Raw genomic sequence first — 23,939 nt, forward strand, 5'->3', positions numbered from 1 at the left:
TGCGTTGAGCAAATGGCCTGAATGACTGACCTGCCTGAATGGCCTGATCGAGTGGCGTGTCGGTATGACCTGTCCGAGCGAGCTGCATAAAATGCGCGCGATTCTAACCATTTTCATCAAAGCTGGCAAACCTCGTCCCGCCATTGCTGCAGATCCTGCAACAATGGCGACTGAACCTTAGCGGAAGAAGTTTGCTCCAGGTCAGCCAGTGCGTTATCAAAACTTGCCAGGTCGGGACCGGCACCCGGAATATCGGCGCTGCGGGTCAACCGTTGCTGGCAGAACTGCCGCCATCTAAGCTGCTCAGTTGATGATAATGATGGCGGGAAATTTCGCGCCCGGTAGCGAAACAACATTTCGGGCAGACGCGCATCATTGAACTGCGATGCCAACTGCCCGGACTCATCTGCCAGTTGCTGCGCACTCATTTCGCGCACCTTTGCCATCAACCTTTTGTCGGACGCGCTGAAAAAACCGCCCGCGTACAACATAAAATCCGGATCCACAGGCGCGACAAACCCGGGCCGATCAGCGAATGCCTCAACCACTTTTTTGATAAAGTCGGGATGCGCCTGAATCGTCTGCCAGTGCTCACGTGACTGCTCCATGTCAATCTGCAGCTGCTGCCCCCGTTCCGCCTCCAGCGCGGCCGGAGATGCAATCATCGGGCTGCGATTGCTGTGAAGCACCTTGACGGGCAGGCGCTGCTGATCGTCTGCCATTTCCGCGCGGGGACGAAACAGACTTTCACGCAACTGTTGCGCCGTCATTTGCAGCCAGGGCGCGGGATCAACCCTGAGGTCATACAACAGCACACCATTACTATCAACCGGATGCGCGGCCAGTGGCATGGTCAATGCCAGACAACCCAGCCGCGCCGGATACATTGACGACACATGCAAAACCGGCGTATGTGCCGCCACGTCCAGCAACTCATTAACGCGGTGTTTGCTGCGCAAGCCGAAAGCATAGTCAAACAGACGCGGTTGCTGAAGTTTTACCAATTTCGCCATGGCAATGGTTGCGCGAACATCCGACAGCGCATCGTGGGCATCCTGATGGGCAATGTCATTGGCAGCACTGAGTTCTTCCAGTCGAAATGACACACTGCCATCTTCTTTTTTCGGCCAGACAATTCCGTCCGGGCGCAACGCGTAACACAACCGAAGGACATCAATCATATCCCAGCGCGAATTGCCGTTTTTCCACTCTCGCTCGTAGGCGTCATAAAAATTCCGATACAACAACTGCCGTGTCAACTCATCATCAAAGCGAATGCTGTTATAACCAGCGACACAGGTCTTTGCTTGCGTAAACTGCGCGTGGATCTGACGAATAAACTCGGCTTCGGGCAGGCCGCGCTGACGCGCAATCTGCGGTGTAATACCGGTGATCAGACAGGCCTGGGGATGCGGCAGCATATCCACGGACGGCTGACAATAAATCACCAGCGGCGCATCGATTTCATTCAGCTCCATATCGGTACGGATACCGGCGAACTGGGACGCCCGATCGCGCCTGGCATCTGCACCAAAGGCTTCGTAGTCGTGCCAGTAAATAGTTGCCGCCCTGCCCTCGTTTGCCATGTTGTCACCCATCACATCAGTTTCGCCTGCACTCGTTTGGCAATGACTATAACACAGACAAAATTTGCCTCGGCAGTCGGCGACTGCCGCCCAGATGGTGTACTATCTGCAGCATCTGTTAAAGCCCAACCAAAGGATCAGCCTTATGCGTTTTCCCGGAGCCCATGTATTGAGCGTATCTCAATTCGAACGCAGCGACGTCGAGCGGATTTTTGAGGTTGCCGACAGTATGAGACCTTATGCCCACCGGGAACGCATGACCAAGGTGCTTGATGGCGCCATCATGGGCAATATGTTTTTTGAGCCCAGCACCCGCACCCGTGTCAGCTTTGGCTGCGCCTTTAATCTGCTCGGTGGCGAAGTACGCGAAACCACGGACATCAAGGCCAGCTCGCTGACAAAAGGCGAGTCCCTGTATGACACCGGTCGGGTCATGAGTGGTTACAGCGACATCATTGTCATGCGTCACCCGCAGGCAGGGTCAGTGGCAGAGTTTGCCAAGGCCAGTCGGGTGCCGGTCCTCAATGCCGGCGACGGACCCAATGAACATCCCAGTCAGGCATTGCTGGACCTATACACGATCAAAAAAGAACTGAAGTCGCGGCAGCAAAATATTGACGGCATGCATATAGCCATGATCGGTGACCTGAAGCATGGTCGCACTGTGCATTCGCTCTCCAGGCTTGTCAGCCTGTACTCAAAGGTAAAGTTCACTCTGATATCCCCCAGAGAACTCGCCATGCCGGAAGCCATTGTTGAAGACCTGCGCACCCGTGGTCATCAGGTGGTGGAAACTGAAGACATGGAATCGGGTCTGATCAGCAATGACATTGTTTATCTGACCCGGATACAGGAAGAGCGTTTTGCCAGCAAACCTGAGGCTGATCTGTACCGGGGCCGCTTCCGCCTGAATCAGTCTATCTACACGCAATACTGCCAGCCCAACACCGTTATCATGCACCCGTTGCCCCGCGACTCACGCGAAGAGGCCAACGAGCTCGACAATGACCTTAACCAGCACCCTAGTCTGGCGATTTTCCGTCAGACTGACAACGGTGTGCTGGTGCGTATGGCATTGTTCGCCCTGACACTGGATGTGTGCGAACAGGTCGACAAATCATCACGCGAAGTTAACTGGTATACAGAACGTCGTTTCTGAACACGGTCCAATTATCGCAGCACAACAAGCAGGAGCCGGAAAATGCAACTCAAGGATATGTTAAACGCCATGGTGACGCTGGAAGGCTCTGATCTTTTCCTCACCGCCGATGCGGCACCGATGATCAAGATGTTCGGGCAATTAAAGGCGCTTGATGACCATGTCATGAGTAACCGAGACGTAGAGTCGGCGGCGTTCTCTCTTATGTCTACTGACCAGCGTAAGCACTTTGACCTCGAACCAGAGCTCAATCTGGCCATCAGCGAGCCTGGCATCGGCCGCTTTCGTGTCAATATTTACCGCCAGCGTGGTCAACTGGCCATGGTGATCAGGCATGTCAAAACCGAGATCCCTCAGCCCGAAACACTCGGGCTACCTGATACCCTGAAACAATTGATGGCGGAGAAACGTGGGCTGGTGCTGTTTGTCGGCGCTACGGGTTCAGGCAAGTCCACCTCGTTGGCGGCGCTGATTGACTACCGTAATCAGACCTCCGACGGTCATATCATTACCATCGAAGACCCGATTGAGTTTATACACCCTCATAAAAAATCCATTGTCAGCCAGCGCGAAGTTGGCCTGGACACAACAAGTTATGAGGCGGCCCTGAAAAACACGCTGCGTCAGGCACCTGATGTCATTCTGATTGGGGAAATTCGCAGCCGTGAAACCATGGAGCATGCCCTGGCATTTGCCGAAACCGGTCACCTGTGTGTTTCCACACTGCATGCCAATAACGCCAACCAGGCCTTGGACCGCATTATCAATTTTTTCCCTGAAGAACGACATAAACAATTGTTTATGGATCTGTCACTGAATCTGCGCGGACTGGTTTCACAACGCCTGATACCGTCATCCGATGGCAAACGCGCCGCCGCCTTCGAAATCCTACTGGGCACACCCCGAGTCTGCGATCTCATCAAACAGGGCAAAATAGATGAAATCCGTGAAACCATGGAGAAATCTGCCGATCAAGGTATGTCCACATTCGATGGCGCGCTGCTGGAACTCTACCAGACCGGACGTATCACGCTCGATGATGCACTCAAGAACGCTGACTCGAAAAACAACCTGCGCCTGAAAGCCCAGTTGACACAAGGGTCGACGACAGCACAGGACACTGAGTCCGGTCTGTCATTACGCCCCAAAGACTGATTGCGCAATTACCGCACACGCCGATCAGATTGCACCCCGGCTTAGTGTGATTATGCCGGATATTCGGCTATAATCCCGAAATGGTCGATACAAAAATCAACAATTTCGCAATTTCGCGCTGGCGCGCCGAGTTTGTCGACCCGGCGATGGAACGTGCATACCACCTGCATGTTGAAGCCGATGTTGCCCAGTTTCTGGCTCGGGCGCTCAAACTGTGGGCTTTGTTATTGACTGTATTTGCCTGGGCGGATTGGCTGCAGCTAGGCAACAGCCCTGGTTTTTATATATTGTCTGGATTGAGAATGGCTCATGTCTGCCTGCTCTTGTGCCTGGCGTTTGTATTGCCTCTGAAACCGCACTGGGCCACCTGGGGCTGGCCGGTCACGATTGTCGCCATCGCGGGCTATCCGTTGTTTTTCGCCTACCCCTATATTATGCCTGACACGGGCGCAATGGGTCTGGCGATCATGATGATGATGCTACTCAGTGTTTATGTATTTGTACCCAATCGACTGGGTCTGACCAATCTGGTTGCTCTGATCGGGTTCGCCATGGTCATTTTTAACAGTATTATCGCGGGAGCAACATTGTCCCAGCTCATTCTCGTTACCATTGTTCTGGCCTGGCCGGTGTCGATAGGTTACGCCGCCGCACACCGGATCAATACCGGTAACCGCAAAGCCTTCAGAGCATTGCGACTGGCTGAGAATACAAATCTAGAGCTGGAAGAGGAAATGACCCGCCGCAAAACCCTGGAAGTGGAATTACAGCGCCAGGCGTTGACTGACCCGTTAACCGGCCTCAGTAATCGTCGCCAGTATGAGTTATTGTTCCGTCGTGAACTTGAAAGACATCGTCGCCATGGCACCAGGCTGGCAATGGGCATGATTGATCTGGATCACTTCAAACGTATCAACGATGAGCATGGGCATGAGTTTGGCGATCAGGTGCTCAGGACCGTTGCCGAAACTTTACAGGAGCCGCTGCGCAGCTGCGATATTCTGGGTCGATTTGGCGGCGAAGAATTTATCCTGATTCTGCCGGAAGCCAGCCTTCAGCAAGGGATAGAAGTTGCCGAGCGCATGCGCAAGGCACTTCGTTCAGCTGCCGTCATCAAAGATGGCAAAACCATCCACATTACCGCAACCTTTGCCATAACCGAAGTCTGCGACAAGGACGAGAACATCAGCGACCTGATTCGCCGCGCAGATGAAGCCCTTTACGAGGGCAAGCGTGACGGGCGTGATCGGGTCATGGAAGCGGCCGCAGCCTGATCAGAGATCGCGTGCAATCAGCAGCTTCATGATCTCGTTGCTGCCACCGTATATTTTCTGAATGCGGGCATCAATGTACATCTTCGCAATCGGGTACTCCATCATGTATCCGTAACCACCAAAGAACTGCAGACACTCATCAACTATTTCGCATTGCTTCTGTGTTGTCCACCACTTGGCCATGGCTGCCGTCGACGCATCCAGCTTGCCTTCCAGCAATTTCATGGCACAGTCATCGACAAACACGCGCGCAATTTTTGCTTCGGTCAGACGCTCCGCCAATTTAAACTGTGTGTTCTGGAAATCAGCAATACGTTTACCAAACGCCTTGCGTTCTTTGACGTACTCACGGGTGTAGTCCAGCGCCCTTTCCATGGCAACACAGGCGCTGACCGCAATAATCAGGCGTTCCTGTGGCAACTGCTCCATTAACTGGACAAAACCCAGACCTTCCGATTCTCCCAACAGGTTGCCTTCCGGTACAAATACGTTATCAAAAAATGCTTCCGACGTGTCCTGCGCCTTCAACCCGATTTTTTCCAGATTGCGCCCGCGCTTAAAACTGGCTTTGGCTGCGTCTGACTCGGTTTCCAGCATCAACAGAGATATGCCCTTGCTACCGGCATCGGCATCTGTCTTCACCACCACACAAATAAGATTGGCCAGCTGCCCATTGGTCAGAAATGTTTTCTGACCATTGATGAAGTAGCCGCCCTGCGATTTGATCGCGGTTGTTGATACCGCCTGTAGATCCGAGCCAGTGCCGGGTTCGGTCATGGCAATGGCGCCAACCAGTTCACCACTCGCCATTTTCGGTAACCAGCGCTGCTTCTGCTCTTCGGATCCGTAGTTAAGCACGTAGTGTGCAACGATGCCTGAATGCACGGAATTGCCTATACCGGTTACACCAGCACGTGCCATTTCCTCTTCGATGACCATTTCGTGCCGAAAGTCACCGCCGCCTCCGCCGTACTCCACGGGTATGGAGGCGCAAAGAATACCGGCCTCGCCTGCTTTCAACCAGGCCTCTCTGTCGACCATGCCCTGCTCATCCCAGCGTTTTACGTGAGGCACAAATTCGCGTTCAAAAAAGCGCGCAATGTGCGAGCGCATGATATTCAGTTCTTCATTCATCCAGGGTGGCGTGTGCTCATAATTGCTCATCAACAAATCTCCTAGCGCGCAGCCATACGAATGGCTGCATCCAGCCTGATGACTTCACCGTTCAGGTACGAACTGCTGACAATATGGCACGCAAGATCAGCAAACTCTTCAGGCAGTCCCATGCGTTTGGGGAACTGAATCATGTCCACCAATGCGTCTTTGACTGGTTGCGGTGACGCCTGCATCAACGGTGTCGCAAATATACCCGGCGCCACTGTCATGACACGAATGCCATCGCGAGCCAGATCTCTGGCTATGGGCAGGGTCATGGCAGCAATACCGCCCTTGGAGGCGCTATAGGCAGCCTGTCCCATCTGCCCGTCATAGGCAGCGACAGACGCCACGTTGATGATGACACCGCGCTCGCTGTCGTCGGTTTGCGCGTCGTTCTTTTGCATGGCGGCGGCGCATAGGCGCAAGACATTAAAGGTGCCCAGCAGATTTACCCGGATGACACGCTCAAACTGTGACTGCGGCATAGGGCCATCGCGGCCGACAGTTTTTGCCGCTGCGCCGATCCCGGCACTGTTTACATTGACATGCAGGCTGCCGAAGGTAGCCAGTGTCTTTTGCACGGCGGCCTCTACCTGTGATTCGTCGCTGACATCGCCGGCTGACCAGCTTGCCCGGCTCCCCAGTTCTGAAGCAACCGCCTGCGCCCGGTCAGCATCCAGGTCAAACAACATGACATTGGCCCCTTCGGCGATGAAACGCTGTGCCGCTGCCAGGCCAAGACCTGAGGCGGCTCCCGTGATAAAGGCTGTTTTTTCTTTTAATTGCATGGTAAAACCTCGTGCACCGGTCTGTTTGTCATCAATAAGTTGGCAAGAATGGAAGATCACGGGCCTAAAATCAATAACAAAATGAACGAATTCATTAAACATGAGCGGACCACTGCAAGGTTTTAAAATTATCGAAATGGCGGCGATCGGACCGGTTCCGTTCTGCGGCATGATGCTGTCGGACATGGGAGCGGACGTCGTCCGCATTGATCGTCGGGGCAGCCCCGTTGCACATCAGGGCAACCCGGTGAACCGGGGCCGGCGCTCGATAGCGCTGGATCTTAAACAACCGGGTGACATCGACATCGCATTGAGCCTGATCTCGGCAGCCGATGCGCTGCTGGAAGGTTTCCGGCCGGGTGTCATGGAACGCCTCGGGCTGGGTCCCGATCGCTGCCTGCAACACAATCCGCGTCTGGTATACGGCCGCATGACGGGCTGGGGACAGACCGGACCCCTGGCGCAGGCAGCCGGTCACGATATCAACTACATTGCCCTGACCGGCGCTCTGCATGCAATGTCGCGCGATGGTCAGCCACCCTCTCCGCCGCTCAATCTGATCGGCGACTACGGCGGCGGCGCCATGCTGCTGGCGTCCGGTGTGCTTGCTGCCCTGCTGGAAGCATCCCGCTCAGGTCAGGGCCAGGTCGTTGATGCCGCCATGACCGACGGATCTGCCAGTCTGATGAGTCTGTTCCACGGTCTGCAGGCGGAAGGGATGTGGCGGGATGAACCCGGCACCAACATGCTGGATGGCGGCGCACATTTTTATAATTGCTATGTATGCGCCGATGGCAAATTTATCAGCATTGGCCCTATCGAGCCGCAATTCTATGCCAGCCTGCTGCAACTGTGTGACATTAACGATGCCGACTTTTCCGCACAGATGAACACAGCCCAATGGCCGACTCTAAAAAACCGGCTAAGCGAGCTTTTCAAGACCCGGACACGAGACCAGTGGTGTGATCTGCTGGAAGGCAGCGACGCCTGCTTTGCGCCGGTGCTGGATACAAAAGAAGCTGCCATGCATCCACATAACATGGCGCGACAGACCTTTGTCAGCCACAACGGCATTAACCAGGCAGCTCCTGCGCCCCGTTTCAGCAGAACGCCTGGCGCCATCGGTAACGCGCCCGCAGCCGCTGACGAACATCGCGACGCCATTCTGAAGGACTGGATCAAGGACACCACATCATGATGACGATTGACGAATATACTCAGCTTGATGCTGTCGCCATGGCAGACTTGCGCCAGTCTGGCGAGGTCAGCGCCGGTGAATTACTCGAATGCGCCCTGCTTCAAACCGACAGGCTCAACCCGCAGCTGAACGCCATCGTGCATCAGGACAGGGATAGCGCCCGTGAGCGCGCACAAAAACTGGATCAGTCCGCATCTGCGGATGATTCCTCAAAGGTCGCTGGTCAGCTTGCCGGCGTGCCGTTCCTGATCAAAGAAGTCAATGCGGTTGCGGGTTGGCCGCATACTCGCAGCACTGCCCTGTACAGGGACCATATTGCCAGCCAGGACAGCGCCATCGTTCAACGCTATCGCGAAGCTGGACTTGTTGCCTTTGGCAGCACCAACACGCCGGAGTTGTGCCTGACCATCAGCACAGAGTTCTCTCTGTTTGGTAGCAGCCGTAACCCGCACAACCTGAACCACAGCAGCGGTGGTTCCAGTGGCGGCGCCGCAGCAGCCGTGGCAGCCGGTATTGTACCGGTAGCGGATGGCAGCGATGGTGGCGGTTCTATTCGTATACCTGCCGCGTGTTGCGGACTGGTGGGATTAAAACCCAGCCGCGGGCTCAGTGTGGTTGAACCGGATTTTGGCAGCGCCTGGAGCGGCATGAGCGTTGGTCATGTGTTAAGCCGCTCGGTACGTGACAGTGCCGCGTTTCTTGATCTGCTTCGCTTGCAGCAACCGGGACTGTTTCCGCTCCCTGCCTACGGCGAATCCTATTTTCAGACCTGCAACCACGACCTGCCGCGACTCAGGATTGCAGTGCAGCGACAGCACCCGGGCGGACTGGATGTGCACGCGGATTGCCAGCATGCGGTTGATCTTGCCGCAAGTCAGTGTGAAAGCGCGGGGCATGAGTTGGTAGACGCAGCGCCGCCGGTAAATTACGCCAGCGTCAGCAAAGCCATGTCGACGCTGATCAACGTACATATCGGCCAGATTATCAGTGCCGGCCTGGAGGCACGAGACACAACAATAGACAACGCAGAACTGGCAGAATCCACCCGGCGCATGGCCAGTCACGGTATCAATACCACGGCAGCAAGCTACCTGACGGCACTGGATACGGTGAAACAGGCAGAGCGCGAGATGGCTGAATTCCACAAACATCATGATCTGGTTTTGTCTCCGGTGTTAGCGTTGCCACCGGCGGAACTGGGATGGCTGGACATGAACGCAGGCGACATACGCGAATACGCACGCCGTTACGCTGCCTACAGCCCGTTTACAGCGTTGTACAATGGAACCGGGCAGCCCAGCATTTCCTTACCCCTGCACCAGAATGCCAGTGGCTTGCCTATCGGGGTCATGTTCAGCGCCGCCTGGGGTCAGGACCATGTCCTGCTACAACTGGCAAATCAGCTATTACCCGGCATCGTGCCGATCGCTGCATGATCGCCCTGCATGTGTGACAAAGCCGACGCTGCAATACAGCGCCAGATCGGCTTTCGCGCCTACACATCAGCACAGGCTGTTGTTATAATGCGCCGCTTTTAGCATCGCAGCATTCTCCAACAGTACGAACCGTCAACAGGATCCCAATACTCATGAAACAGACCCCCTCGTTCTCTCGCTGGCGTCCGCATCCCTGGCACGGCCTGGAAGTAGGCCCCGATCTGCCTCGCGTGGTTAACGCCTACATCGAAATCAGCCCATTTGATCAGATGAAGTATGAGATCGACAAAGACACGGGTTACCTGTGCATTGACCGTCCGCAACGCACCTCAGCGCAGCAGCCCACGCTGTACGGTTTCATTCCGCGCACCTACTGTGGCAACCGTGTTCGCGACCTGATGCCGGGCACTGAGTGCGGTGACGGTGACCCGCTGGACATCTGCGTGATCAGCGAGCGCCCTATTGATCGCACCGAAATTCTGATCAAGGCCAAAGTCGTGGGCGGCCTGCCCATGAACGATGGTGGCGAAGCCGATGACAAGATCATTGCCATTGTTCAGGATGATCCGGCGTACGGGCACATGAACGACATTTCCGAGCTGCCACCGATTCTGGTGGAGCGGATTGCCCACTATTTCAATACCTATAAAATGGTGCCCGGCAAAACCAACAAGGTCTCCATTGGTCCAGCCTATGGTTTTGATCACGCACAGACGGTACTGGCGGCGTCCATGGCCGACTATGACGAAGACTACGGTCACCTGCTGGAAGACTGATTAAGCTACTGACGAAAACCAGAACGGCGCAGGGTTCGGTGTTACCGGGACTCTGCGCCGTTTCTATTTGTGCGACAATGCTGACTCGAAACTAAGCGTGTGAATGCCGGACCGCGGTCAGTTCGGCCATGATGGAGATCGCAATTTCCGCGGGTGTTTTACTGCCAATTGCCATCCCGATGGGCGCATGCAGACGGGCAATTTCATCTGCACTCAATCCCAGTTCAGGCAAACGTAAACGACGATTGGCCGACGTGCGTTCAGATCCCATCGCGCCTATGTAAAACGCACTGGTTTTTAAGGCTTCCATCAAAGCCATGTCATCGACGCGCGGATCATGTGCCAGTGCGACAATACCGCTGTAAGGATTGCTGAATTGATCTCGCACGACATCGTCAGGCAGATCCGCCGTCAAATGCACGCCGTCAACCTGCCAATTATCCAGATACGATGGTCGCGGGTCACACAGCGTGACTTCATAATCCATGATCAAGGCCAGCTCTGCCACATAGCGCGCTACATCTCCCGCGCCCAGCAGCAATAACCGGTAACGCGGACTCAGACTGTGCAGCATTTCCCTGTCATCAAGTGTCACTGCCTCGTCAGAGGAAACCTCACGTGTGCTGACAGTTCCGGTCAGCAGATCAACATGCCGGCTGATACGTTGGTGATCATTCAACGCTGCTCCCAAGGCCGAGAACACGTCCCGCATCTCCGGCTCCGGTGCAATAAATTCCACCAGTACATGCAATTGTCCGCCGCAGGGTAGTCGCAGCCTGGCCTGTTCTTCCGCAGATACGCCATATTGCACGATAAAGGGCCTGCCTTCGTTCTGGTACCGCTGCTTGAGACTGCCATCGCGTAATTGCGCAATAAAATCCTCTTCAATGCATCCGCCGGAGATCGAGCCCACCATCTCGCCAGCCAGAGTGCAGGCCATCATGGCGCCGACCGGGCGCGGCGACGACCCCCAGGTCTTTAAAATCGTGCACAACCACACCGGTTTATCCTGAGTCAGCCACGCTGACACACTGGTGATAATATGATGCTGACTACTTTGCATTGTTATCCTTCTACGTTATAGCTGCGGGTACCAGTATGTCGATCATAAGGATCGTCGCTTCCATCCTCCCCGCATAAACAGGTAGGTGCCGATGATGCCCATGGTCAGGTCCCCGATAAAGATGGACCAGTATACACCCTCGGCACCCCATCCGGCTGCCATGGCCAGTGTCCAGGCCAGCGGTATCTGCACCAGCCAGAAACTGAATGCATTTATCCAGGTAGGTGTCATGGTATCGCCGGCGCCATTAAAGGCCTGTGTCACCACCGAGCCAAGCGCCAGGAAAACAAAGCCGTAACTGAGTATGCGCAGGCTTTGAATGCCATTGGCGACCACATCAGGGTTCTCGCTGAAAAAACCCATCACCCAGATCGGGAAAAAAATCAGAACCAGAGCGACCAGCAACATATAACTGACGTTGTAGCGAACGACCTGCCAGACGGTACGCTCTGCCCGCTCAGGCTTGGCCGCACCCAGGTTCTGCCCGACCAGCGTGGCTACCGCGTTGCTCAAGCCCCAGGAAGGCAGGATCACAAAAATGATGACGCGAATGGCGATGGTGTAACCGGCGACTGCTTCGTTGCCAAAATTGGATACCAGACGCATCAGAAACACCCAGCTTGCCGTCGCAATCAGAAACTGGGCAATGCCACCGACCGAAATGCGTAGAAGCTGAGCCACAATGGTCAGACGCATAACAAGATCAGATAGCGCCAGTCTGATACGGCGATTATGCGAACAGAGGTAATAAAGCTGGTATGCAACACCGATGCCGCGACCGATGTTGGTAGCCACCGCGGCCCCGGTCAAACCCATCTCAGGAAACGGCCCCCAGCCATAGATCAATACCGGGTCCAGCACGATATTGATGCCATTCGCCAGTATCAGCGCGCGCATGGCAATACTGGCATCACCGGCACCCCGGAAGATGGCATTATTCAGAAACAGAAACACAATGGTGAACGAACCCGAAAACATGATTCGGGTATAGGTTTCCCCAGTCGCCAACACAGCAGCGTCTGCCCCCATCAGGCTAAGAATTTTTCCGGCGTAAAAAAAACCGACAGTACCCACCAGCACAGACACCGCAACGCCCACCCAGAGCGCCTGCCCGGCGACGACAGCGGCAGCCTGTGGGTTGTTTTCACCAATGCGTCGGGCGACCAGCGCTGTTGCTGCCATGCTCAAACCAATGGCAATGGCGTACAGCAGCGAAATCACCGCTTCAGTCAGGCCCACCGTGGCCACGGCCTCCGCCCCCAGTCCGGCCACAAAAAAGATGTCCACGATGGCGAACACCGACTCCATGGCCATTTCCAGAATCATGGGCACTGACAACAGGAATGTCGCCCGCGCAATCGATCCCTCGGTGTAATTGATAGTAGCGCTGCCCACCAGCGCCTGTTTAAACAGGCTCAGGCCCGATCTTATTTTTCTTAACATATGACTAACCCCGGTAACCGGTCGGCAGGCACAACAATGACTACCCAAAACATCAGAGCGCAGTTCGTCAACGCAATAGAGCTGACTGTGCGACCGGTAAACTAAACTGAATAATTAAAAGGCACCCGATCAAAATACTCAGGGCCAGTGATGGAACTGGAAAAGAGACTTATGTCGTCAACCTTCGACGATGTCTCAAGCGGCTTTGGGAAAGCCTGAGGTTAGTAACTTCATGGACCTGCGCTCCTGCAGTGGGATGCTCGGTAGCATCAAACGGGCAAGGCAGTATAATCTGCAAATTATGCTTTGTCTGCATGTTTAATTGTCACAATGTGTTACAATGCAGCCTGAATACACTGAGCAATCTGGAAGCAATACGCGTGACTTTAGCGGTACTGATTTGTGACGACTCCGGTCTGGCAAGACGCCAGATGGCTCGATCCCTGCCGGCAGGCTGGGATATAGAGGTCAGCTTTGCCGAAGATGGCAAGCAGGCGATAGATGCCATACTGCAAGGCAAGGGCGATGTATTGTTCCTCGATCTGAATATGCCTGTGATGAATGGTTATGAGGTACTGGAGCGGATACGGCAAGACGATCTGCCGACCATGGTACTGGTAGTCTCCGGCGATATTCAGGCAGAAGCCCGCAACCGGGTCATGGCCGCTGGCGCGCTGGATTTTCTGAAGAAACCGGTTGCCCCGGAACAGATCTCTGACGTGCTGAAACGCTATGGCATTTTATCGCTTGCCAGCTGCGATCCTGACACAGCACCCGAATCGCGAGATTTAGACCTGCCCAGCCCCGATTTTCAGCCAGCCCTGCGCGAGGTTGTGAACATTGCCATGGGTCAGGCCGGTAATCGACTCAGCGAACTGTTGGGTACATTTATTCAGTTGCCGGTGCCCGATGTATTTACCGGACCCTATAATAAAATCACACAACACCTTCCCTATGATGACGGCTCCGCCATGAGCGCTGTCTCTCATGGCTTTAGCGGCAACGGCGTTGCCGGTGAAGCCGTCGTGATGATGCGTGCCGACGGCTTTGCCGATCTGGAGTCATTGGTGTCGCTTGATATGCCCGAAGGCAGCAACTCGGAAACCGGCATTCTGACGGACCTGTCGGAGTTACTGGTGGGTTCCTGCCTCAAAGGTATCAGCCACCAGCTCGACATCGAATTCAATCACAGCTATCCGGCAGTGCTCGGCCATGGTCAGGAATGCTCAGTGCTACTCGATTGCGAGGCTAACGAACAGAACGTGCTTGCAATCAATATTTCTTACAACCTGTCGACGCCAGACATGGATTGTCACCTGCTGCTGTTATTAACCGAGGATTCAATACCGGCACTCAAGTCCAGAGTTGACATGTTGATGCAGGATTCAGGAGCGGATACTTCATGCTGAGCCCTACAACCACTGGCAATGATATGGACAGCCTGCACCAGGTCATGCAGCTGCTGCAAACGCTGGACAACGGCCTGGTGCTGCTGGATGCAGATTATAATGTGCAGATGTGGAACAGCTTTATGGAGAATCACAGTGGCATTGCCATCAGTGACGCCAGGGGAAAGAATCTGTTCGATCTGTTTCCGGATTTGCCCAAAACCTGGCTCAGACGAAAAATCGACTCCGCCTTCAGCCTGCAAAGCCGTGCTTTTTGCACCTGGGAGGAACACCCTCGCCTGTTCAATTTCAAGAGCACTCGCCCATTAACGGGACGCTCAGCGATGATGTACCAGAACATTACCCTGATACCACTGACGGGTCTCAACGGAGCCATAAACAGTGTCTGCCTGCTGGTCTATGATGTGACTGAGATTGCAACGCGCAAGCAGGACCTGGAATCGGCCAACAAAACTCTGCAAAAAATCAGTCGAACTGACAAATTGACCGGACTGTACAACCGGGGTTATTGGGAAGAGTGCCTTGAGCAGGAATTCAAACGCTGCCAGCGCAGTAAAAGGCCATCAGCACTGATTCTGTTTGATATTGATCATTTCAAAACATTTAATGACACGCATGGCCATACCGCTGGTGATGAGGTCTTGCGAGCTGTTGCCAGAGCCATCAAAGAGACGCAGCGCTCAACCGACATCTCAGGCCGTTACGGTGGCGAAGAGTTTGGCCTGGTATTGCCGGAAACAACCCAGAGTCAGGCTATGCTGGTAGCAGAAAGACTACGTGAAACTATTGCAGCGGCAACGGTGGAATGGGATTCTACAACCCTGCAGGTTACGGTCAGTATCGGCGTTGCAGAATATTCCGACTCATTGAAAGATCATCAAAATTGGCTTGAGGTTAGCGATAAAGCCTTATACAGGGCCAAGGAAGATGGTCGCAATTGCACTAAGGTGCCCGAGTAGTGCCGTAACGAAACCTCACTGCAGACTGAATGGCGTATGCGCCTGCTCCAGAGCCAGCAAGTGCTTTTTGCAGGCCAGTCCACCACCGAACCCTGTCAGATCACCCTTGCTGCCAATCACCCGGTGGCAGGGAATGACAATCGGCAGCGGATTCTGTCCATTGGCCGAACCCACCGCACGACTTGCTTCCGGTTTTCCAACCAACGCAGCGATATCACCATAACTTCTGGTTTCGGCGTAAGGTATCTTGCGCAACGCCTGCCAGACCTGGCATTGAAAATCGGTACCGATGGGTCTTAAAACCAGATCAAACTCTGTCAGCTCGCCAGCAAAATATGACGCCAATTGCCGTTTCACTGGCAAAAACAGTTCATTGCGACGCAGCCAGTCGGGAGCCGGTTGTCTTGCCGCTTTACCGGTAGGGAAACTGATCAGCGTCAGTGCACTATCGTCACCCGCCAGCAACAGCTTGCCAACGGGTGATTCATAGTAACTGTAAAACGTTTCGCTCACTGAGATTCAAGCAAAGCGTTTGCACGCGCGATCACATACTGCAGAACCGCCTCTGCATCAGACTCTTCCAGTTGTTCGGAGAAGGACACCATGCCCCCAGAGGCAAGTTCGCCACCCAGTACAACCGAATTCCAGTCTTCAATATCATGCAGGCGATCTGTATATCGCAGATCAGGGAATACGCCAGCACCATCGCTGGCGGCATTGTTACCATGACAGACACTGCAGTACTGGCCGTATACCTGCTCGCCATGGGCCAGCATTTCATTGTTGGCCAGCAGCGGCGGCGGGTTCAGTTCACGGTCCTCGGCCACTGCAACTTCCGTTGGCAATGCGTGATCGCCACCCAGTGTGTATACCAGCAGTCGCGAATTATTACTGGATTCACGCGTCGTGGAGCCGATGGCACCTGGCCCGACCTGCGGCAGTGCACGCGACCCTGTCAACACCGCAACATATTGCTGGCCATCGATACTGTAGCTGACCGGAGCCGCTACCGTATGGGACTGGGTAATGCCACTCCACAGACGCTCACCATCGCTGTCCCGATAAGCAACAAATTCACCAGCCGCGTTACCCTGGAACACCAGCCCACCTGCCGTTGACATCACACCGGCTGCTGCCGTGGGTGACAACTGCGGTTGACGCCAGACTTCCTGCTGAGCAATCGGGTCCCAGGCCAACAGATAGGCTTTACGTTCGGGCGCTGCATCACCTGCAGCCGCTACCAGTCGCGCACCTTCGGCCAGATCGGTTCCGGTATTCCAGCCACGATCGGATCTTTCAAAAGACTCCTGAGCATGGTATCCCATGTAGTTTTCGGTCGCCGGCAGGTACACCAGATTGGTGTTCTGGCTGAATGACATGGGATACCAGTTGTGTCCGCCCAGCGCGCCCGGCTGCACAATAATCGGCTGTTTGGTCACGTCATAACGCGCCTCGGGTATTTCCACCGGACGACCGGTCTCCAGATCGATATGGGTGGCCCAGCTCACAGGGACAAAGTTTTCCGCTGACAACAGACGACCGGTCAACGCGTCCAGTACGTAGAAAAATCCGTTCTTGGGCGCCTGCATGACCACTCGACGATCTTCGCCACCGATGTTCAGGTCAGCCACAATAATCTGCTGCGTTGCCGTGTAGTCCCAGGTTTCACCCGGCGTGGTCTGATAGTGCCAGACGTAGCTGCCATCATCGGGATTGATGGCAACAATCGAAGTCAAGAACAGGTTGTCACCGCCGCCCGGGCTTCGCAGCGTCTGATTCCAGGGCGAACCATTACCAACACCGATATACATCAGGTTGGATTCCGGGTCATAGGCCATGGAGTCCCAGACCGTGCCACCGCCACCCATGGCCCACCATTCACCGGTCCAGGTTTCCGCCGCCATTTCCAGCTCAGGTTGCTCAAATCCATTTTCGGGATTGCCCGGTACTGTATAAAAACGCCAATGCTCTTCACCCGTATCAGCATCGTAGGCAGTAATATAACCACGCACGCCGTATTCACCGCCGCCATTGCCTATAATGACCTTGCCATCTACGATGCGCGGAGCACCCGTGATGGTATAGGGTTGCGACTGATCGGTAGTTACTACACTCCACAATTGCTCGCCAGTGCTGGCGTCCAGCGCAATCAGCCGGCCATCAAGCGCGCCAAAAAAGATTTTACCGTCCCACGCGGCCACGCCCCGATTGACCACATCACAACAGGCATCGACGCCACGCGCCCGGTCCACTTCCGGGTCGAATTCCCACAACAGGCTGCCATCTTCGGCATCAAATGCTTTCACCATGCTCCAGGCAGTCGTGATGTAGATTGCACCATCCACGACAATGGGTGTCGCTTCCTGACCGCGACTGGTATCCAGGTCTGCCGACCAGGCCAGGCCGAGCTGGTCAACAGTATCCTGATTGATCTGATCCAGAGGACTGAAACGTTGCTCCCAGTAATTGCGACCAGTAGACATCCACTGCCCGGGCTCCGCATCGGCTGCCACCAGCCGTTCAGTGGTGACTGACGCACTGTATTGCGGCATCGCAGTCGGCGCAGCAGCTGCCGGCGCACTGACAGCCGTATCCGACTGCTCTGCTGGTCCACATGCGGCCAACAGCGCCGCGGCCGCCAGCATTGGGAGGTGTTTGCTAATCTTCATCTTGTGTCCCCTGAATCTACGTCAGTTTTTAATTGTTCAACTTGAATACCAGAATCGCGTTGCCCGGCATCTGACCAAACGTTGCATACCCGGTATTAACGATCATGTAATTACCCGAAACCACAGGGCCGGTGGCGTCCAATGAACCACCGCTGGCTTCAACACCATTAATAGTGTCGTAGCTCTGCACCGTATTGTACTCCCAGAGCAGTGCTCCGGTCTCGGGGTCATGTGCAAACAGGTAACCACTGAGTGAGCCAGCAAGGACCAGATCATCCGTTACTGTGATGGGTGCGGAGTAAGCATCCATGCAGCCACGCTCGCCGGCGCAACGCTCAGGCACGGGTGCATACCAGAGCACATCACCGGTTTTCATGTCGATAGCGTGCAGACCTGGTTGGCGGGGCTCGCCCTCATCAGTGATGCCGCTGCGATCAGAGACCGGCACGTAGACGACATCGCCATGAAAGGACATGCCCCAATGTACGCCGCCCAACGCGCCGCCACGACCAACGCGAGTACGCCAGAGCACCTCGCCATCGGCAGCAGGATCAAGCCCGTACACCTCGGCACCCTTGGTGCCGGCAACAACAATGTCCTGCCCGTTCGACAGTGTCGTTGTCACAATGGGAGCGCCGATATCCAGGTCCGGACCCGGATCCGGGCAATTGGGGTGCGCGCCATCAGGCCGGCAACCCATAACAAACTGATCCTGGCCAGTGGTCTGGTAAACCCACTTCATCTCACCGCTATCCATATCAAAAGCAATCACCGAATCACTGGTGGTGCTGGCTGGCCGACTGTAGTTCTGACCGGATCCGGCGTAAACCAGGTTGCGCTCGGGGTCGATACTGGGGGCCTGCCAGATAGGTGCACCGGAGGGCGCATAGACCGGATTGCCGGCACTGTTGACGCCGACCTGCGTGGGCTCATCCATAATATAGGTATGCCAGAGCCTGGCACCGGTATTCAGATCAAACGCTGCCATATTGCCCCGGAAGGTGCAGCAATGGTGATCCGGGCGCCCGGCCGCAGCAACTTCAATGGAGGATACAGGGACAAACACCTTGCCCTTGTGAACGACTGGCGAGCCAGTACTGCGAGCAAAAGGGTTGTCATCGACTTGTACATCCCACAAATTCTCACCCGTATTGGCATCCACCACGTAAATATGATTCGTGTTTTCCGCGATTACCGCGAGGTATCGATCCAGCTCTTGTGAATAAGCTACCGTCACCGCAGCCCGAACCTCGCCTGGCACCGCAATATTCCAGTAAGCGCAGCCAGACGCGATGTCCATGGCGTAGACACTGCCCGATGGACTGCCCATGAACACGGTATTGTTGATCACGGTGGGTTGAGCACGCGCGGCAGTGGAGTTCTCCAGCCCCATCACCCAGGCCAGTTCCAGTTGATCAATATTGCTGGCATTGATCGCAGTGCCCTCAGCCGACTGGTAGCGCTCGTTACTCAGGCCATTGCCCCAACCGTTCCAGTTGCTGTCCAGCGCCAGATCAAGAGGCGGCATTGCCTGCGTGCAGCGTTGCAGCCCTGCCACCGCATCAGCCTGCATACGATCGCCAGTCAGATACTCTGCCAGCGCTATTTTTTGTGTACTGGTCAGCGCTGCGGCCTGAGCCTGCATGATGCCGTCCGTTAATGCGCTATGAAGGCTGTTTGCGGTATATGCGGCCAGGGCCTCACGATTGGGTGTACGCACATCCTGAGGGTCGGCATGGCAGCTTGCACAATATTGATCATACAGACTGGCGCCATCCAGATTTTCCGCTGCCAGCGCCAGACCCGCCGAACTGCCGATTGCCAGCCCGACCAGCATGCTTGTTAACTTTTTCATCGTGTTAAAAACCTCTACTGTGTTGCAAGGAACAGCCAGGGAATCTTGGCTCAAAAAACAAGAAGACCGATGTTAACCGAATCGTTACTCAAAACGAACCGCCTATGCGTCAGAACACCACCTGCGTAGACAAGACGCTAGCCTGTACTGGCCGTGACATGCCGCTTTGGTGTATAGTTCGCGAAAATAAAGTTCCCGCCCAACATAGCATTACGGACATTGTCATGAGTGATAAAAAAACCCGAAAATACTCCAGCCAGGTTGTTGATGGCGTCGAACACGCAGCCAGCCGGGCCATGTTGCATGCGGTCGGTTTCTCCGATGCTGATTTTAAAAAACCACAAATAGGCATAGCCTCGACCTGGAGCATGGTGACCCCGTGCAACATGCATATCAACAAACTGGCAGAGGACGTCAACCGGGGCGTGGATGCAGCGCAGGGCAAGGGCGTCATTTACAATACCATCACCATTTCCGACGGTATCTCCATGGGCACAGAAGGTATGAAATACTCTCTGGTGTCGCGTGAAATCATCGCTGATTCGATCGAAGCGGTATCTGGCTGCATGGGCCACGATGGCATCATCGCCATTGGTGGCTGTGACAAGAACATGCCCGGCTGCCTGATGGGCCTGGCTCGACTGAACCGCCCCTCCATTTTTATCTACGGCGGCACCATTCAGCCCGGTAAAAATCACACCGACATCGTATCCGTGTTTGAAGCTGTTGGCGGTCACGCCGCCGGCACTGTGTCTGATATTGAATTAAAAAACATTGAAGAAACCGCCATTCCCGGCCCTGGCTCATGCGGCGGCATGTACACAGCCAACACGATGGCCTCAGCCATTGAAGCACTGGGCATGAGCCTACCCAACAGTTCGGCTCAGGACGCAATTTCGCAGGAAAAAGAAGACGATTGCGTGCGCGCTGGCGATGCCATCATGAACCTGATCCAGAATGACATTAAACCGTCAGATATCATGACCCGGGCTGCTTTCGAGAACGCCATCAAGGTTGTTATTGCCTTGGGTGGATCCACCAATGCGGTACTTCACCTCATCGCCATGGCGCACACCATCAATATCAAGATTACCCTGGATGACTTTACCCGCCTGGGCAAGACCACACCCATGCTGGCGGATCTGCGCCCCAGCGGGCGCTTTCTGATGTCGGAGCTGATCAAGATTGGCGGCATACAGCCACTGATGAAAATGATGCTGGATGCCGGCATGCTGGATGGCTCCTGCCTGACGGTGACCGGTAAGACGCTGGCAGAAAACCTGGCAGACGTGGCCCCCTACCCTGAAGGCCAGGAAATCATTCGCGGCTTCGATGACCCCATCAAAGCGGACAGCCACCTCGTCATCATGCGTGGCAACGTCGCACCACAGGGCGCAGTCGCCAAAATTACCGGCAAAGAAGGCCTGCGATTCACCGGTAAGGCTCGGGTATTTCATTCCGAAGAAGAATCCATGAAAGGCATTCTCGATGGCACTGTTGTTGCTGGCGATGTCATTGTGATTCGATACGAAGGCCCGAAAGGCGGACCAGGCATGCGTGAAATGCTTAGCCCGACATCCGCCATCATGGGCCGGGGCCTGGGCAAGGACGTGGCACTGATCACCGATGGCCGGTTCTCCGGCGGCAGTCACGGTTTTGTTGTGGGTCACGTGACACCTGAAGCATTTGACGGGGGTCCGATTGCCATCATTGAAAACGGTGACGAAATCACCATTGATGCTGAACGCCAGCAGGTCATGCTGCATCTTGATGACGCTGATATCGCTGACCGACTGGCGAAATGGCAACAACCGGCGCCCCGCTACACTCGCGGCGTGCTGGCAAAATACGCCAGAACGGTAGCATCCGCATCTGAAGGTGCTGTCACCGACAGCGATAGCTAGAGACCGGCTTATTGCGCCTGCGATGTGCAGCAGCAGACAATGTAAACACACGTTCTGGTCACATCAGGACAGACAATACAGGCAGGGCTTTGTATGCTGATTCGTTATCAACTTGATGACCAGAAGTACCTGGTTTCCACCCAGGGCGAGATCACCAACGAAGCATTGGCGTCCGCCATGTGGCTCGACCTGGTCAACCCTGACGCTGATGAGCGGCAACTGGTGGAAAGTCTCTACAGTCAGCCGCTACCGGAAACTGAGGACGTTGAAGAGATTGAGGCCAGCGCGCGCTCCTATCAGGACGAAACTGGCCTGCACGTCCACTCACTTTTTCTGCATAAAGTGGATGAGCGGCACCGCAACAGCAGTGTCGCGTTTACACTCACTGACAACCAGCTCATCACCCTGCGTGAACGCGAAATCCCGGCTTTCCGGTTGATGCGAATGCGCGCCCGTCGCTTACATGGCCTGGTCGAAGATCCGGTCACCATTGTACTGTCGCTGTTCGAGATCAAGATTGATGACCTTGCTGACACGCTGGAAGAAGTGTATACCCAACTGGAAAATACCAGCAATCAGGTACTGGAAGACAACGACAGTCCAATTGAAGACGCTCTTGATGAACTGGCACGCCAGGAAGACACTAACGGCAAGGTTCGCCTGTGTCTGATGGATACGCAGCGCGCACTGAGCTTTCTGCTGCGTCGTGGCAAAATGTCTGCCGACCACGCTGAAACCGCGCGTGAACTGCTGCGCGATATCGATTCGCTGTTGCCGCACAACAGCTTTGTTTTCGACAAAATCAACTTCCTGATGGATGCGGCTCAGGGTTTTATCAGCATTCAGCAAAATAAAATCATCAAGATTTTTTCGATTGCTGCGGTGGTGTTTTTACCGCCCACTGTGATTGCCAGTATTTACGGCATGAACTTTAACACCATGCCGGAACTCGGCTGGCAACTGGGCTACCCATGGGCGCTGGGACTGATGTTCATGTCAGGCGTTGCGCCTTATGTCTTCTTCAAAGTGAAGGGCTGGCTGTAACCACTAACCGTCAGCCTGCCCTCACCACTAAACTAGAAATCAATGGTCGCGATCAGTGACAGATTGTTGCGCGAACGCGTACCTCGGGCATGCTGGTACCGGTCATACTGCAGATGCATACGTTTACCCCGGGCAAGCTGACGCACGATCCCCGAACTCAGCGTAACCGCAGTGCGATCATCAATGGGGAAATTCATGTTGGTTTCCAGTTCGTAGTCCAACGCTATCTCGCCAAACACACTCCACGAACCACTACTACCAAGCGGATACCCCAGGTTTAGACTTGTGCTGAGAACACTCAGGCGATTTTGTTCACCAAAAGGTTCTGCCACAGCCTGACCCAGACTATTGGTTGTCGGTTCGTTGTGAATGTGCAGGTGCCTGAAGCTATTGGCCCACCTGAGCATGACCCTCTCCGGCAGCCAGGGCAATGTCGACTGATTGAACCGCGCCATCGCATCCAACTGTAGATAACGGCGCTGGTATTCCACATCACGCGTGATGTTCAGCAAACCGGCGCCAGTCACGACTGACACCTCGTTATTACCATCAAACTCTAAATAATCTGCACGAATGCCCACGGCCCATACCGGGCCCAGCACCAGACCCGCATCAAACCGTGGCCCCCAGGCCTCGCCACTGGTTTCACCGGTCACATAAAAAATATCAGCCTGGGTAAGTTCACCAGCCAGTCCAAAACTGACAAAGGAACGGGTTGAGGGGGCGTAGACAAGACCGAGGTCAAGCCGATCGTTGCGACTGTCAACGCGTGCATCCTCGCTCCGTCCGGCAGAGCGCACAAGCGTCCGAACGAACAACGGTCGTTGCACCGAGTCGGCCACCGGTATCAGAGAATCAGACTGCAGGACCCAGGTGTCCGAACGCGACCGCATATCCTGTGGTCTGGTTGCAGGCTGTCGGCTATAAACACGCTGCGCAGTCTGGTAGCTGACAACGCGATTTACCATTTCACCCAGATCGCTGCCAGAAGCAAAGAAGCCGCGCAGACCGGATTCGCCCATAGCGCCCATCCACTGCCCCCTGTCAGCTGGCGTGGCAGCGT

19 protein-coding genes are annotated in these 23,939 nt (G+C 55.0%); 10 read left to right on the top strand and 9 right to left on the bottom strand.

The window, feature by feature from the left end; translation table 11 throughout:
* Window positions 1-116: 116 nt before the first annotated feature.
* The gene (sbcB, locus tag PHACT_RS02090; RefSeq protein ID WP_245730752.1) at window positions 117-1,598 is read right to left on the bottom strand and encodes an exodeoxyribonuclease I; all 1,482 of its coding nucleotides are present in this window, start codon (window positions 1,596-1,598) and stop codon (window positions 117-119) included.
* Between the two features lie 133 nt (window positions 1,599-1,731).
* Here sbcB and PHACT_RS02095 point away from each other — a divergent pair, with 133 nt between their 5' ends.
* From PHACT_RS02095 to PHACT_RS02105, 3 genes are all read left to right on the top strand, one after another.
* Window positions 1,732-2,745, top strand: a complete 1,014-nt coding sequence (locus PHACT_RS02095; protein ID WP_070115696.1) for an aspartate carbamoyltransferase — start codon at window positions 1,732-1,734, stop codon at window positions 2,743-2,745.
* Window positions 2,746-2,787: 42 nt separating this feature from the next.
* Window positions 2,788-3,900, top strand: coding sequence for a PilT/PilU family type 4a pilus ATPase (locus PHACT_RS02100; protein WP_070115697.1), 1,113 nt, complete (start codon window positions 2,788-2,790; stop codon window positions 3,898-3,900).
* An 80-nt stretch (window positions 3,901-3,980) separates the two neighbouring features.
* Window positions 3,981-5,174, top strand: coding sequence for a GGDEF domain-containing protein (locus PHACT_RS02105; RefSeq protein ID WP_070115698.1), 1,194 nt, complete (start codon window positions 3,981-3,983; stop codon window positions 5,172-5,174).
* Here the strand turns inward: PHACT_RS02105 and PHACT_RS02110 are convergent, their stop codons facing one another.
* Together PHACT_RS02110 and PHACT_RS02115 are read right to left on the bottom strand one after the other, a co-directional pair.
* Window positions 5,175-6,338, bottom strand: coding sequence for an acyl-CoA dehydrogenase family protein (locus tag PHACT_RS02110; RefSeq protein WP_070115699.1), 1,164 nt, complete (start codon window positions 6,336-6,338; stop codon window positions 5,175-5,177). It lies immediately after the preceding gene.
* Between the two features lie 11 nt (window positions 6,339-6,349).
* A complete protein-coding gene (locus PHACT_RS02115; RefSeq protein ID WP_070118091.1) occupies window positions 6,350-7,120 on the bottom strand; it encodes an SDR family NAD(P)-dependent oxidoreductase in 771 nt (256 codons plus the stop codon).
* A 100-nt stretch (window positions 7,121-7,220) separates the two neighbouring features.
* On the opposite strand from PHACT_RS02115, the gene PHACT_RS02120 reads away from it, so the two are divergent.
* The 3 genes from PHACT_RS02120 to PHACT_RS02130 all read left to right on the top strand — a co-directional run bounded on the left by PHACT_RS02120 (window position 7,221) and on the right by PHACT_RS02130 (window position 10,530).
* Complete coding sequence (locus PHACT_RS02120) at window positions 7,221-8,318, top strand: CaiB/BaiF CoA transferase family protein (protein WP_070115700.1); 1,098 nt, start codon at window positions 7,221-7,223, stop codon at window positions 8,316-8,318.
* Window positions 8,315-9,754, top strand: coding sequence for an amidase (locus tag PHACT_RS02125; protein WP_083264269.1), 1,440 nt, complete (start codon window positions 8,315-8,317; stop codon window positions 9,752-9,754). Before PHACT_RS02120 ends, PHACT_RS02125 begins: the two co-directional genes overlap by 4 nt.
* Before the next feature lie 152 nt (window positions 9,755-9,906).
* Entirely contained in the window at window positions 9,907-10,530 is a 624-nt protein-coding gene (locus PHACT_RS02130) for an inorganic pyrophosphatase (RefSeq protein ID WP_070115701.1), read from the top strand.
* A 91-nt stretch (window positions 10,531-10,621) separates the two neighbouring features.
* On the opposite strand, the gene PHACT_RS02135 is transcribed toward PHACT_RS02130, so the two are convergent.
* On the bottom strand, window positions 10,622-11,593 hold the full coding sequence (locus tag PHACT_RS02135) for an XdhC family protein (protein WP_083264270.1): 972 nt from the start codon (window positions 11,591-11,593) through the stop codon (window positions 10,622-10,624).
* A 42-nt stretch (window positions 11,594-11,635) separates the two neighbouring features.
* Window positions 11,636-13,036: an MATE family efflux transporter gene (locus PHACT_RS02140; RefSeq protein WP_070115702.1), complete on the bottom strand. Its 1,401-nt coding sequence runs from the start codon at window positions 13,034-13,036 to the stop codon at window positions 11,636-11,638.
* A 314-nt stretch (window positions 13,037-13,350) separates the two neighbouring features.
* On the opposite strand from PHACT_RS02140, the gene PHACT_RS02145 reads away from it, so the two are divergent.
* Window positions 13,351-14,445, top strand: a complete 1,095-nt coding sequence (locus tag PHACT_RS02145) for a response regulator (RefSeq protein ID WP_083264271.1) — start codon at window positions 13,351-13,353, stop codon at window positions 14,443-14,445.
* On the top strand, window positions 14,439-15,404 hold the full coding sequence (locus tag PHACT_RS02150) for a GGDEF domain-containing protein (RefSeq protein ID WP_070115703.1): 966 nt from the start codon (window positions 14,439-14,441) through the stop codon (window positions 15,402-15,404). Before PHACT_RS02145 ends, PHACT_RS02150 begins: the two co-directional genes overlap by 7 nt.
* 15 nt (window positions 15,405-15,419) lie before the next feature.
* Here PHACT_RS02150 and PHACT_RS02155 read toward each other — a convergent pair whose 3' ends face one another.
* Genes PHACT_RS02155 through PHACT_RS02165 form a run of 3 tightly spaced genes read right to left on the bottom strand, consistent with a single transcriptional unit; the run spans window position 15,420 to window position 19,928 of the window.
* Window positions 15,420-15,917, bottom strand: a complete 498-nt coding sequence (locus PHACT_RS02155) for a methylated-DNA--[protein]-cysteine S-methyltransferase (protein ID WP_070115704.1) — start codon at window positions 15,915-15,917, stop codon at window positions 15,420-15,422.
* Window positions 15,914-18,073 (bottom strand): PQQ-dependent dehydrogenase, methanol/ethanol family, encoded by a 2,160-nt coding sequence (locus PHACT_RS02160; protein WP_070115705.1) that lies wholly within the window; start codon window positions 18,071-18,073, stop codon window positions 15,914-15,916. Before PHACT_RS02160 ends, PHACT_RS02155 begins: the two co-directional genes overlap by 4 nt.
* 28 nt (window positions 18,074-18,101) lie before the next feature.
* Entirely contained in the window at window positions 18,102-19,928 is a 1,827-nt protein-coding gene (locus PHACT_RS02165; RefSeq protein ID WP_083264272.1) for an outer membrane protein assembly factor BamB family protein, read from the bottom strand.
* Window positions 19,929-20,152: 224 nt separating this feature from the next.
* On the opposite strand from PHACT_RS02165, the gene ilvD reads away from it, so the two are divergent.
* Together ilvD and corA are read left to right on the top strand one after the other, a co-directional pair.
* Complete coding sequence (gene ilvD, locus PHACT_RS02170) at window positions 20,153-21,832, top strand: dihydroxy-acid dehydratase (RefSeq protein ID WP_070115706.1); 1,680 nt, start codon at window positions 20,153-20,155, stop codon at window positions 21,830-21,832.
* 93 nt (window positions 21,833-21,925) lie between these two features.
* Window positions 21,926-22,876 carry a magnesium/cobalt transporter CorA gene (gene corA / locus PHACT_RS02175; RefSeq protein ID WP_070115707.1) on the top strand — a complete coding sequence of 317 codons (951 nt, stop codon included), beginning with the start codon at window positions 21,926-21,928 and terminating at the stop codon, window positions 22,874-22,876.
* Window positions 22,877-22,908: 32 nt separating this feature from the next.
* Here the strand turns inward: corA and PHACT_RS02180 are convergent, their stop codons facing one another.
* A complete protein-coding gene (locus tag PHACT_RS02180) occupies window positions 22,909-23,907 on the bottom strand; it encodes a hypothetical protein (protein WP_070115708.1) in 999 nt (332 codons plus the stop codon).
* Window positions 23,908-23,939: the final 32 nt, after the last annotated feature.

The sequence above is a fragment of the Pseudohongiella acticola genome, from assembly GCF_001758195.1.
GTDB lineage: Bacteria > Pseudomonadota > Gammaproteobacteria > Pseudomonadales > Pseudohongiellaceae > Pseudohongiella > Pseudohongiella acticola.